This is a genomic window from Novosphingopyxis baekryungensis DSM 16222 (genome assembly GCF_000420305.1).
Lineage (GTDB): Bacteria > Pseudomonadota > Alphaproteobacteria > Sphingomonadales > Sphingomonadaceae > Novosphingopyxis > Novosphingopyxis baekryungensis.
Genome location: NZ_ATUR01000003.1, coordinates 131,435 through 144,493, shown reverse-complemented (window position 1 = coordinate 144,493; position 13,059 = coordinate 131,435). Strand labels below are relative to the sequence as shown.

Annotated in this window: 10 protein-coding genes; 3 read left to right on the top strand and 7 right to left on the bottom strand. The window is 61.3% G+C overall.

From position 1 onward, the window contains the following. Window position 1: 1 nt before the first annotated feature. A complete protein-coding gene (locus G410_RS0104465) occupies window positions 2-943 on the bottom strand; it encodes a DUF3034 family protein (protein WP_245559298.1) in 942 nt (313 codons plus the stop codon). A gap of 460 nt (window positions 944-1,403) precedes the next feature. Here G410_RS0104465 and G410_RS0104460 point away from each other — a divergent pair, with 460 nt between their 5' ends. Both G410_RS0104460 and G410_RS17305 read left to right on the top strand, forming a co-directional pair. Next, window positions 1,404-1,910: a cupredoxin domain-containing protein gene (locus G410_RS0104460; protein WP_245559297.1), complete on the top strand. Its 507-nt coding sequence runs from the start codon at window positions 1,404-1,406 to the stop codon at window positions 1,908-1,910. A 74-nt stretch (window positions 1,911-1,984) separates the two neighbouring features. Beyond that, the gene (locus G410_RS17305; RefSeq protein ID WP_245559296.1) at window positions 1,985-4,252 is read left to right on the top strand and encodes a putative bifunctional diguanylate cyclase/phosphodiesterase; all 2,268 of its coding nucleotides are present in this window, start codon (window positions 1,985-1,987) and stop codon (window positions 4,250-4,252) included. 30 nt (window positions 4,253-4,282) lie between these two features. Here G410_RS17305 and pip read toward each other — a convergent pair whose 3' ends face one another. After that, complete coding sequence (pip, locus tag G410_RS0104450; protein WP_022672449.1) at window positions 4,283-5,233, bottom strand: prolyl aminopeptidase; 951 nt, start codon at window positions 5,231-5,233, stop codon at window positions 4,283-4,285. Window positions 5,234-5,378: 145 nt separating this feature from the next. On the opposite strand from pip, the gene G410_RS0104445 reads away from it, so the two are divergent. Beyond that, window positions 5,379-6,269, top strand: coding sequence for an HpcH/HpaI aldolase/citrate lyase family protein (locus tag G410_RS0104445; RefSeq protein ID WP_022672448.1), 891 nt, complete (start codon window positions 5,379-5,381; stop codon window positions 6,267-6,269). 36 nt (window positions 6,270-6,305) lie between these two features. Here the strand turns inward: G410_RS0104445 and G410_RS0104440 are convergent, their stop codons facing one another. The 5 genes from G410_RS0104440 to G410_RS0104420 all read right to left on the bottom strand — a co-directional run bounded on the left by G410_RS0104440 (window position 6,306) and on the right by G410_RS0104420 (window position 12,886). After that, window positions 6,306-7,313: a zinc-dependent alcohol dehydrogenase family protein gene (locus G410_RS0104440; protein WP_022672447.1), complete on the bottom strand. Its 1,008-nt coding sequence runs from the start codon at window positions 7,311-7,313 to the stop codon at window positions 6,306-6,308. A 124-nt stretch (window positions 7,314-7,437) separates the two neighbouring features. Next, the gene (locus G410_RS0104435; protein WP_084489018.1) at window positions 7,438-9,513 is read right to left on the bottom strand and encodes a prolyl oligopeptidase family serine peptidase; all 2,076 of its coding nucleotides are present in this window, start codon (window positions 9,511-9,513) and stop codon (window positions 7,438-7,440) included. A 295-nt stretch (window positions 9,514-9,808) separates the two neighbouring features. Further along, window positions 9,809-10,303, bottom strand: coding sequence for a ferritin-like domain-containing protein (locus G410_RS0104430; RefSeq protein ID WP_022672445.1), 495 nt, complete (start codon window positions 10,301-10,303; stop codon window positions 9,809-9,811). Window positions 10,304-10,491: 188 nt separating this feature from the next. Further along, window positions 10,492-11,379: an archaetidylserine decarboxylase gene (gene asd / locus G410_RS0104425; protein WP_342662451.1), complete on the bottom strand. Its 888-nt coding sequence runs from the start codon at window positions 11,377-11,379 to the stop codon at window positions 10,492-10,494. Between the two features lie 97 nt (window positions 11,380-11,476). Further along, on the bottom strand, window positions 11,477-12,886 hold the full coding sequence (locus G410_RS0104420) for a helix-turn-helix domain-containing protein (RefSeq protein ID WP_022672443.1): 1,410 nt from the start codon (window positions 12,884-12,886) through the stop codon (window positions 11,477-11,479). Between the last annotated feature and the right edge of the window lie 173 nt (window positions 12,887-13,059).

Genomic DNA, 13,059 nt, shown 5'->3' with positions numbered 1-13,059 from the left:
TTCAGAAGGCGGCCTGAAGCGAGAGCAAGGCGCCGCGTTGCTCATCGGCAATGGCGATCGTGCCCAGGTCCACATAGGCAGCGGTAAAGGTGATATGATCGCCAAACGACCATGCGGCATAGATATCCAGCCAGTCATTTTCCTCGGCGATGCCCAGATTGTCCGGCTTGGTCCGGTATTCCGCGCCCAGGACCAGATTGCGTGACAGCATATAGCCCACGCTGCCTTCGAACTGCACCGATCGATCGTCGGACCGGTCTCCACCAAAGCCAAGCAGCCCAAGCTGGTTGGCCTTGGTATAACGCAGCGTGGCGTTGACCAAGGTGCTCTGGGCCAGCAGGATCTTCGTGGCCGCCAGGTAGAAATCGGTGCCATCGCTGGATTTGGCCCCGACGAAGCGCGTGACCGCTTCATCCAGATTGTTTTTGTACTGCACACCGGCGGACAGCTGCGGAACCCAGGGCTCGCCATAAACCGCGTCGCCAAACAGACGCAGTTTCGCGCCGAAGACGTCCTGATTCAGCACATAGCTGCGGCCCAGGCCCAGGGCTGCGCCAACATCGATGAGATCCAGGTTCTGGCGCGCGTAGGATAGCTCCAGCCGGTTGAACAGGCCGATCGCCGCGCCATGGCTCTGCCAGTTATAATCGGGTAGCTCGGCAAAGGTCAGATGGGCTGATCCGCCAATGCCTTCCACCGTCTCTCGCCCGGCTATCACCGCCCAACCCGCCAATCCGCCGCCGGATGCGCCATCCAATGTAGCGACCCCGTTGGTCAGGCGCAATTTGCCTCCCCAGCGAAGCCCGCCATAGGAACGCCCCTGATCGACGGCAGGAGCGTCCGCCTGCGCCATATTGCGATCGATCGACGGTGGGGGCGGGGGCAGCGCGGCGTAGGCTGCCAGCGGTTCATTCGGTCGAGCCGGCGCATCGACCATGGTCATGCCACCCTCTTCAAGGGCAACGCTGTCTGCCGCAAATTCGCGGGTCGGCGCCGACCGATGAGGTGCCTCAATTTGCATGGCCGTCGGTTCGAGGGTGAACACAGCCGGATCATATATAAGGCTCTGCGCCAGCGCGGGCGTGGGCAGCAAGCCAAGGGTGGCAGCAACCAGACTGAAGAGGCCGCTTAAGATGGAGCGAATGCACTGCATCCCGCCCAGATAAGTTCTTCCGGTAAACAGCAGGTTACGTTGGTGTTCCGCCATACCAACTGCGTTTGCGATGACCCATTATTGGTATGCGGGCTTATCCAAATTTTTAACCTTTTGAAATATTTGGAGAGTCATGAATCGGACCGCGTCTATTTTAGCCTTGATCCTCGCCCTTGCTGCGCTTTTTGCGGTCTCGGCCCATGCTGGCGATGTTGCAACGCTCAAAGTGGTCGTCAAGGATAACAGAGGTTTGCCGATACAGGATGCCGTGGTGACGGTGTTTCCGGCCAAAGCTGCCGCGCCGCCCACCAGCTTTCTCTGGCCGAGCGCCATGGGCCAGAAAGACCTGAGCTTCGTGCCCGGCACCCTGATCGTGCCCAAGGGCACCCGGGTCGCCTTTCCGAATTTCGACCGGGTCCGCCATTCGATCTACAGCTTCTCCGATGCCGCAAAATTCGAAATCAGTCTCTACGGCCGGGATCAGACGCGATCGCAGGGTTTTCCCATTGCCGGCAATGTCGCGCTGGGTTGCAATATTCATGATCAGATGCGCGGCTATATCAAGGTGGTCGATACGCCCTATGCCGCCAAAACGGATCGCGAAGGGCGTGTCGTCCTTGATGGACTGCCGACCGGTGCCGTCGAGGTGCGGATATGGCATCCGGCGGCCATGGCCAGCAAGAATGAAGCCGATCACGATACGGTGCTGGGCGCTGGGCTGAATAGCCGCGCCGTGGTGCTTCCGCTGCGCCGATGACCGGCATGCCACTCCTGCACAAACTGCAGCGCCTGAACTGGCGCCCGGGCTCATTGGGCACGCGGATCGCATTCGTGTACGCGCTTCTGTTCGCATGCGCTTTTGGCGCCCTGGTCCTGATCGCGGCTGGTGGCCTCACCCTATATGCAGAGCGCAGCATATCGCGGGAAATGGCGGCCAACGCCGATGTGTTCGAGGAAGTCTTGAAATTGCGCGGCAATGAGCGGATGGCACAGGCCGATGTCCTGTCCGGCGATTTCGGGTTTCGAAAAGCGGTGGCGCTGGGCGATATCCCCACCATTGAAAGCGCGCTGGACAGTCTGAAGACCCGCGCAAATGTGCCTTATGCTTTCGTAGTCGGCGTCGACGGACGCTTCATCGGCAAGGTCAGCGACCTTCGACCAGCCGATCGTCGCGGGCTTGTGGCAGCGCTTGATGCAGGCCAGACGGGCGGGATTATCACCCTTGCCGACAAGTCGGCCGGCGCGGTGGCCGCGCCGATCAAATTGCCGGATCTGGCCGGTTGGCTGGTCCTGGGTGAGCCCTTGTCGGAAAAAGGCCTGGCAAACCTGGCCCGTCTGTCCGCCATTCCGCTCGAAAGCCGGATCACCAGCCTCGAACGGCTGCCACGCGCGGTACGCGGCACGACTGGCAGTGCGCCAGTCGAGGTCAAAGAAAATGGCGAGCGTATCCTCTATCGCGCCAATCCGGTGGCCTCCCTCGGCGGGGATAGCAAACCGGTGCTGCTGCTGCGGCATTCGCTGACGCAGGCGCTGGCGCAACATCGTTCGATCATCTGGAAACTGGCCCTGCTCGGCCTGCTCGGGATCGCGGCGACCATTGCGCTCAGCTGGATCATCGCGCGCAGCATCACGCGGCCGATCGCGACATTAAGCAAGGCAGCGAAGCGGGTGAGCGAGGGACATCATGCCGTCGTCGATGTGCGATCCAATGATGAGGTTGGACGGTTGGCGACCAGTTTCAATCGCATGATCGACGCGATCGAGGAGCGCGAACAGCGCATCACCCATATCGCCCTGCACGATATCCTGACCGATCTGCCAAACCGCAAATTGTTTGCCGAACAGCTGGAAGCGACCCTGGCCCGGGCATGTGATGAGCGGCATGTCGCGATCTGTTATCTCGATCTCGATAATTTCAAGGCAATCAACGATACCGTTGGCAATCCGATTGGCGATCAGGTGCTCAAGCAGGTGGCCCAGCGGCTCACCGCGTTCATGCCCGAAGCCACGGTTTCCCGTCAGGGCGGTGATGAATTTGCGCTGATGATCCCCGATATCGCCGCCGATGACGACATGCTTGGCCATGCCGACCGGCTGTTCCGCTGTTTTGAAAAGCCGTTCGTCGTCGATGGGCAGAACTTCCCCGTGCAAAGCAGCATCGGTATCGCCTTTTGGCCCCATGATGGGCGCGATGCCGAAACGCTTCTGAAAAATGCCGATCTGGCGCTGTATCGGGCCAAGCAGGAGGGCAAGGCCGGCTATCAGTTCTTCGAGCAATCGATGGACGATGCCGCCCGCCGGCGCCGTCAGCTGGAGATGGATCTGCGCAAAGCCATCAGCGAAGGGGCGTTCGAGCTATATTTCCAGCCGCTCTACAGCCTGGAAAAGGAACAGCTTTCGGGCTTCGAGGCGCTGCTTCGCTGGCAGCATCCCGAACGGGGTATGGTGTCTCCCGTCGAGTTCATTCCATTGGCCGAGGAGACTGGACTGATCATTCCGATCGGCGAATGGGTGATGCGCGAAGCGTGCCGACAGGCTGCCCATTGGCCGGGCGAACTGCGCGTGGCGGTGAATGTCTCATCGGTGCAGTTCAAGAGCACCAATCTGCAGAATGCCATCTTGCAGGCGCTTTCCCAGAGCGGGCTCGCGCCGAACAGGCTGGAAATCGAGATTACGGAATCCGTATTCATTGCGGATATCGACGAGACGCTGGGCCTGCTGCACAAACTACGCAGTCTTGGCATCCGTATTGCGCTGGACGATTTCGGCACAGGCTACAGCTCGCTGAGCTATTTGCGCAGTTTTCCGTTCGACAAGATCAAGATCGACCGCAGCTTTGTGACGGATCTCGCCAGCGGCCCCGGTGCCAGCGCGATCATTCGGGCCATCGTCACGCTGGCCGGGGCGCTGGGCATGGAGACATTGGCCGAGGGCGTGGAGCAGGAAGAGCAGATCGCAACGCTGCGGCAGGAAGGCTGCCAGCATGTGCAGGGCTACTGGTTCAGCCGCCCCGTGCCGGGCGCGCAAGTGCCGGCGCTCATTGCCCAATTTGGCGGCGTGGCGGTGGATAGAGAGGATGACCGGGCCGAAGCCGCCTGAGCCATGATGACTGGCTGTAAGACCTGAACGTCAGGCCGCAAAAGCGTCGGTCTCTCGAATCAGCCGGTCTAGGATGCCAGGTTCGTCGAACGCATGGCCCGCGCCTTCGATAATATGAAGCTGCGAACCGGGAATGGCCTTGTGCAGCGCATAGGCGCTGGAAGCAGGGCAGGGCATATCATAGCGGCCATGCACGATCACCGTCGGGATGCCTGCCAGGCGGTGGGAATCGCGCAGCAATTGCCCGTCCTCCAGCCAGCCTTTGTTCACGAAATAATGCGTTTCGATCCGTGCAAAGGCGATGGCGAACCGATCGGCGCTGAAATCGCCGACCAGATCCGGATTGGGCATTAGCGTGATGGTCGCGCCTTCCCATCCCGACCAGGCCTTGGCCGCCGCCAGTTGTTCCTTTTCATCGGAGCCGGTCAGACGGCGATAATAAGCGGTCAGAAGGTCGCCGCGTTCCCGTTCGGGAATGAGCGCGCGCAACGCTTCCCAGCGTTCCGGGAACATTTCCGACACGCCATGCTGATAGTACCAGTGCATTTCGGCATCGCTCAGCAGGTAGATTCCGCGCAGCACCAGCTCGCTGACATGGTCCGGATGCGTCTGCGCATAGGCGAGTGACAGCGTGGAACCCCAGGACCCGCCGAATACCTGCCAGCGGTCGACCCCGGCCATCATGCGCAGCTTCTCGATATCGGCCACGAGATGCCAGGTTGTGTTGGCTTCCAGCGAGGCGTGCGGCGTGGATCGACCGCAACCGCGCTGATCGAACAGCATGATGTCGTAGCGCGTCGGATCGAACAGCTGCCGGTGCTGCGGCGAGCAGCCCCCTCCGGGGCCTCCGTGCAGAAAAACGACCGGCTTTGCGCCCGGCGTTCCGCAGCGTTCATAGTAGATCCGGTGCCCGTCGCCGACATCGAGCATGCCGCTGTCATAGGGATCGATGGGCGGATAGAAGGTGCGAAAATCGGTCATGCAGAAATATTAGCAGGCGGGTTGACCTTGTCCAATGCACCGCGACAGTAGAGCATCCCGACAACGCCCCGTTTCGGCCAGTTTTCGGCAGCGCCCAGTTTTTCGGCAGCGCAATGCTGCTTTGTACCGTCATAAGGAAATCAAAATGGTAACGCCGCGCTCCTTCCTGTTCATCCCCGGCGATAGCGAGAAGAAGCTCGGCAAGGCGGACGATTGCGGCGCGGATGCGATCATTCTCGATCTGGAGGATTCGGTGGCGCAGTCCAACAAGGCGGCGGGGCGCCAGCTGGTGGCCGATTTTCTGAGCGAACGCCCGAAGGATCAACGCCGCATGCAAATCTGGGTGCGCGTAAATCCCGTCGACAGCGACCTGGTGCTGGACGATCTTTGCGCGGTCATCGGCGGGGCGCCGGACGGCATCATGCAGCCCAAACCCGACGGGCCGGCGCATGTCCGCCTGCTGTCCAATTATTGCGACGCGCTGGAGGCGCAGGCGGGCATCGAGGGCCCGGGCGTGCGGATATTGCCGGTAGCGACCGAAACCGCCTGCGCACCGTTTCAGCTGGGTGACTATGCCGGTGCCGGGCTCGGCCGTCTGTCGGGCCTGACCTGGGGTGCGGAAGATCTCTCGGCCGCGCTTGGCGCAAGCAGCAATCGGGGCAGCGATGGCGTTTGGGCCACCACCTACCAGATGGTACGATCGCTGACGTTGATGGCCGCGCATGCCGCCGATGTTGCGGCCATCGAAACGCTGCATGCGGACTTCAAGGACGATGCCGGTCTTCGCGCATCCTCGGTGCAAGCGCGGCAGGAGGGCTTTTCGGGCCGCCTTGCGATCCATCCGGCGCAGGTGAGCATCATCAACGACAGCTTCATGCCCACCGCTGCGGAAGTGGACTTTGCCCGGCAGGTTATCAGCCGGTTTGCGGACAACCCCGATGTCGGCACCGTCGCGATCGACGGCAAGATGCTGGACCGGCCGCACCTGACGGCAGCGGAAAAAACGGTGGCCCAGCATGATGCCTTTGCCGCTTAGTCACCGGGCGCGGAAAATCTTTCCCAGCGCGTCGGCCTAGAATTCCAGCACGATCTTGCCGAAATGCGCGCCCGATTCTTCGTGGCGAAACGCGTCGGCAATCTTTTCCAGCGGGAAGCTGCTGTCGATCACGGGCCGGATGTCCATCGCCTCCAGACCGCGCACGAATTCCTGCTGTTCGCGGCGACTGCCCACGATGAGGCCTTGCAGCCGCGCATGTTTTCTCATGAGCGTGGCCGTCGGCACGTCGCCGCCCATGCCGGTCAACACGCCGATCAGGGCGATATGGCCGCCCGTTTTCACCGCATCGATCGACTGTGGCAAGGTTCCAGGGCCGCCGACCTCGATTATATGATCGACGCCGCGTCCATCGGTCAGATCGCGGACGGCGGCGCCCCATTCGGGCGTTTTCTTATAGTTCAGGACGTGGTCCGCACCCATGGAGCGCACCCGTTCCAGCTTTTCGTCCGAGGAAGAGGTGGCAATCACCATGGCGCCCATGGCCTTGGCCAGCTGAAGCGCGAATATGGACACGCCGCCGGTTCCCAGCACCAGCACGCTGTCACCGGCTTTCACGCCCCCATCGACCACCAGCGCGCGCCAGGCCGTCAGCCCTGCCGTGGTCAGCGTGGCGGCTTCGGCATGGGAATATCCAGCCGGAACGTGCGTGAAATAGCGGGCGGGATGGACAACATATTCGCGGGCATAGCCATCGATCCCGTCTCCCGGCGTGGTGGAAAAGTCCGCGATCTCCGGTGGCCCGGCCAGCCAGTTGGGAAAGAAGGTGGACACCACATGGTCGCCCACGGCAAAATCGCTGACGCCATCGCCGATCGCCTCGACCACGCCTGCTCCGTCCGACATCGGAATGCGGCCATCTTCGGTCGGGGCGTTGCCCGATACGATGCCATAATCATGATAGTTGAGCGAGCTGGCATGGATGCGCACGCGCACCTCGCCCGTTTGCGGCGCGCCGGGATCGGGCAGATCGACCAGCTCCAGATTATCGAGCGAGGCGGGATGGCGTACTTTGATGGCTTTCATGACATGTCCTTTGACGGCTGTTGTCTGCAGGTGCGCCGAAGGCGCCCGTGCAGGCGATACAGGCCATCAACGGCACGCGACGCTGCGGGTTGCGCAGGCGCCCGCAATCTGTCGCCGCGTCCGATCAGTCCATCAGCTGCTTTATCAGATAGACATTCTGCAGCGCCAGCAATTTGGCACGCTGCTCATTGTCCACGCCGCCGGAATGCCCGCCGACCATATCTTCGTAATATAGATAATCATCGCCATTCGCGGCCATCTTGGCGGCGGCTTTGCGGCCATGGGCCGGGTGCGTGCGATCGTCGGCGGTGCTGGTGATAAAGAAGGGCTTGGGGAAATCCCTGTCCTCGTCCAGCTTCTGATAGGGGCTATAGGGTTCTATCCAGGCGCGCTGTTCGGCGATGCGCGGATCGCCATATTCGCCGATCCAGGACGCGCCGCGCCCGATCTCATGATAGCGCAGCATGTCGAACAGCGGAATCTGCACAATGGCCGCATCGAACAGGTCCGGTCGCTGCGTGAACGCGGTGCCGACCAGCAGGCCGCCCTGGCTGCCGCCCTGAATGCCAAGATGCGCCGGGCTGGTGATATCCCGGTCGACCAGATCCTGCGCCACCGCGATGAAATCGTCCCAGGTCCTCTGCTTGTTCTCCCGGATAGCGGTCTGGTGCCACATCGGGCCGAATTCGCCGCCGCCGCGCAGATTGGCCAGGACATAGGCCCCGCCGCGCGCCAGCCATAATTTGCCGGTGGTGCCGAGATAGGAGGGCAGGCGCGGCACCTGAAATCCGCCATAGCCGGAAAGAAGGACGGGCGTGCTGCCGTCCATTTTCATGCCATCCGGCTTGACGAGGAAATAGGGAATTCTGGTGCCATCGGCAGAGGTTGCCTCGAGCTGTTCCACCGACATACCGGCTGCATCGAAATAGGACGGGGCGGACTTGATCTGGTCAAGCTGCGCGGTCTGGCCATCGTACAGATAGAGCCGCGAAGGGGACAGGAAATCGGTGACGTTGAACATCAGCGTATCGGATTTGTCGTCACTCGCACCGATGCTGACGGTGGCATTACGCGGCACGTCCACGGCGCTGCTGACCCACGCCCCGTCAACGAAATCGAACTTCAGCGCCTTGCCGCGCACATTATCGAGCAGGCCCACATAAAGGCTTTCGGACGTGATCGCCGCGCCTTGCTTGGTCTGCCGATCGCCCGGTGCCCAGACCAGCGTTTTGGCCGCGCCATTCGGGTCGGCCTTCCACGCCTCCAGATCGGCGGCGACCAGCGCATCGGCGGGGAACGTCTGCTCGCCCACCGTCCAGTCCTCATCGGTCGAAAACAGGATCTGGCCATCGATGATGCCGAACAGTCCGGCCTTTTTCGGCATGTTCAGCGTCACCCATGCATCATCCTTGCGCAGCGCATATTGCCGTTCGTGAAAGCTGAGGCCGCGATAGGCGACCATGGCCTGAATCTCGTCCTTGTTGTCGCGCAGCGGATAGGCACCGGCAGACACATCATTGGGCGCGCCGCGATAGAATTCCTGCGCATCGGCCAGATCGCTGCCGCGCGTCCATATCTTGGTGACGAAGGGATATTGGCTCTCGGTCAGCGTGCCCTCGCCAAAATCGCGCGAGACCATCAGCGTGTTTTCATCGATCCAGGAAACGCCGCCCTGGCTTTCTGCAAGCACAAAACCATTTTCGACAAACTGGCCGGTCTTGCGATTGAACTCCCGCAGCACATTGGCGTCCTTGCCGCCATCGGACAGCGCGACCATGCACAATGGCGTATCCTTATAGCAGGTCGATCCGCCATAAACCCATTCGCGCCCCTCGGCGGCGGCCAGTGCATCGACGTCGAGTACCGTTTCCCACGCGGGATTGTCGCTGCGATAGCTCGCCAAACTGGTGCGGCGCAGGATGCCCTTGGGGTTCTCCTTATCCTGCCAGAAATTGTACATCATGCCGTCCGGGCCGAAGGACACATAAGGGATGCGGTCATCCGAATCGAGGATGGCCAGCGCCTCGGCCTTCAGCGTTTCGAAGCGCGGATCGCTGGTCAGCTCGGTCTCGGTGCGTGCATTTTCGGCGCGTACCCAGTCCAGCGCCCTGTCGCTGCGCGCCTCCTCCAGCCAGATGAAGGGATCGGAATCGGGGCCAGGCACATGGCTGTCCTGAGCTTGTGAAGGCGCTGCTGTCATCATCATTCCTATGGCAAGGCTCAGGAGGGAAGCTTTCGTTGCAATGGTCATAAAGCGGTCCTGTCGCTTGCCGGATCAAAGGTTGCGATACATGCCATCGGCTGCATCATCGTCGTGAGATGTGTGACGCATCGTCAGTGCAAGAGCAAGTCGCTGCCCACGGGGATCTTTGCAGACGATAGCCCAGACATCTTCATGCCGGTACGCTCATTAACCACTGTCCCAAGAGGGCAATAAAAAAGGGGCGCGCCTCTCGGCGAACCCCTTTTCTTATACTCTCGGCTACTTGCGGCGATCAGACCGCGTCGGCGTTGACCGTACCTTCTGCAATGCGGCTCATTTCCCGGTCACCTTCATAGGTGCTGTCCAGGCATTCCTGCAGGCGATCGGCATTGTCGTTCAGCTCCAGGCGGCGGGCAAAAGCGGCCACGCAACCATAGCCGGCGATGCCGTAATGGGTCATGCGCTGATATTGTGAAATGATCATCGCATCGCGCGCATCGTCATCCCCGAAATCCGCTTTCAGCACATGGGCATGCACTTCTTTGACGAGGCCTTCCATGCCCTTGCAGAATTCGCCCTTCGGATCGGCGTCATGGCCTTTCAGGATGGCTTCGAGGGTCTCGATGCCGCTGGCAATACCCTTCACGCCGTTTTCCAGAGCAGTGCGCAGCTCTTTGTTCTTGGCAACGTCGAGCATCTTCTTGGTCGCGTCGAGCGATTGACGATCGGCGCTGTGCATGTCCTGCAGCTGGTCGATATAGACGTCTTTAAGGGAATTAAGGGCCATGCGGTCTCTCCTGGTTGGTGTGAAAGGACAGCGTGTCACGACCGCATGTGTTCCGTGACCGGCTTTTCGAATAGCATTTGTTGTGCAGCTGAAGGCGCGCCAGCTTTATCACGTTATGACGATCGATTGATCGGCTGCATGCCGCGCCATTTCGCCGGCGAGCGATCCATAGGCGGAAGAATGATCGGTCAGATGTCTTGCTGTCCCATGGCCTCGCCCAAGCGCACCGGGCGTTCCGGTTCCCAATCGGGGTTGAACGTGATGACGCCCGGTTGCCAGAGCATGATCACGGTGGAGCCTAGCAGGAAGCGCCCCATTTCCTCCCCCTTTTTCAGCATCACCTCGCCCGTTTCATAGCGCCAATGCGCCACGGTGCCTGTGCGCTTGGGATTGACCACGCCGTGCCACACGGTTTCCATGCTGCCCACGATGGTGGCACCAACCAGCACCATGGCGAATGGGCCATGTTCTTCGGATTCGAACAGGCAGACCACGCGTTCATTGCGGGCAAACAGGTTCGGTACGCCGCGGGCCGTGACCGGGTTCACCGAGAAGAGAGACCCAGGCACATAGATCATCTGGGTCAGCATGCCGTCGCAGGGCATGTGCAGGCGGTGATAATCCTTGGGCGAGAGATACAGATTGGCAAAGCTGCCATGCCGGAACCGCGCGGCAAGTCCGGGGTCTCCGCCAAGAAGCTGCGTGGTCGTGAAGCGATGGCCCTTGGCTTGGATGATATGATGATCGTCGATCGTGCCAAAGCGGCTGATCGCGCCATCGACCGGGCAGATGAACGCCGCATCGGCCAGCGGTCTAGCACCGTCCCGCAGGGGGCGGGTGAAGAAGTCATTGAAACTCGCATAGCTGCCGATATCTGGGTTGGCCGCCTGCGTCATGTCGACGCCATATTTGCGCACGAACCAGCGGATCAGACGGGTGGTTGCCGCGCCGCCCTTTGCCCCGGCAATGCGCCCGGCCAATAGGGTCAGCCGCTTCTTGGGCAGCAGATGCTGCAGCATGATATTGAGGCGTTCGGGCATCATCGGGTCGTAAAATTCCTGTCTGGCGCAGCGCATGGGCATCGTCTGAGGGCATCAGTGCTAGCGCAGCGAGCCAGCCTATGGCCAGCACTGCTTCCGAAAGCACGCCGGGACGACTGCATCGGTGCGCAGCTCATTCCCGTGAGAAATCGAAGGCATTGGCGCCGCGCTGGGTTTCGTCGATCAGCAATTGCCGATGGGCCGGCGGCACGGCGCGCTGGCGGCAGTCCGGCCGGGTGCATGCGCGGCAATTCAGGCCGATCGGCATGGCCGCACCGTCCAGATCCAGCCCGGCGGCGTAGGTCAGGCTATGCGCATGGCGGGTCTCACAGCCCAGCGCGACGGCATATTCCGGCGCGGTCTGGCCGAAGGGCTGGCGATAGGCGGTCACCGTGCGCGCCAGCGTAAGGAAGCGGGTGCCATCCTCCAGCTCGACCAGCTGGGTCAGCATCTGTCCGTGCCGTTCGAACGCGCGGTGGACGTTCCAGAGCGCGCAGCCGCCACCGGCCCGTGCAAAGGGCTGATTGCCGGCAGAAAAGCGTTTCGAAATATTGCCGGCCCGGTCCAGCCGGATCAGGAAAAAGGGCACCCCGCGCGTGCCCGGACGCTGCAAGGTGGTGAGCCGATGGGCAACCTGCTCAAATCCCGCGCCAAAACGCGCCTCCAGCAGGGCGATGTCATAGCCTGTCTCCTCCGCTGCGTCATGAAAGCGCCGATAGGGCATCATCAAGGCGGCGGCGGCATAATTGGTGAGGTTCTGCACCAGCAGACGCTCGGCGGGCTTGGACGGCATATCGGCCCGCGCGGCGATGGCTTCGATGGACGATTTCAGCTCGAACCCGGCCAGCTGATAGGCCGCCTGGAAAGACCGGCTGGCATTGTCCAGCACCTCTGACAGCTGCACCTGCCGATTGTGGATATCAAAGCGCCGCAGATGCCGTGGCATCACATGGGCCGGCATGATCCGCACGGTAAAGCCATGCTTCACGCGCAGGCGATCGGACACGCTGCTGAGGAAATGCGGTCCGGCCAAGCGCAGCTCTTCTGCCAGCGCTTCGCACAATTCTTCCAGTTCTGCGAAATGATTGCGCGCGCCTTCGATGAATTCGCTCACCGCGTTCAATGGCGTGCGCCCCTTTCCGCGCGTGGGGGCGCTGTCGGCGTCGCTATCCCTGATGTGGTGCAGGCGAATCAGAGCCTGGGCAATGCCAGGCTGCGCTGCGACGAACTCCTGCAGCTCCGTCTTGCCGATATCCAGACCGGCCAGAGCGGGCGAGGCCAGCGCCTGCGCCACGTCCTTCTCCACCTGCTCATCGTCCTCGGCAATCAGCTCGCGCAGATCGGCGTCATAGGTTTTGGTCAGTTTCAACAGGAAAGGGGCCGTCAATGGCCGCTGATTGCGTTCGATCAGGTTCAGATAACTGGCCGACACGCCAAGTTCTTCCGCCATGCGTTTCTGGGCCAGGCCGAGCCGACCGCGCAGGCGCCGGACTCTGGGGCCAGCAAAAATCTTGCGATCGGGGAGGGAAAGGGTGTCGATCATAAGTAAACATCTTTACAGATTTACAGAATAAAACGGCATATCCCATACCAATCCACACGATTTTTACAACAAAGATTTGACGGGATGGTCCGGCGCCATCCATAGACTGAGGCAACAGTTTTCCAGTGTTGTCGTCCGCTCATACCGTCCGGCCATGGTGAACATGCTGTAAA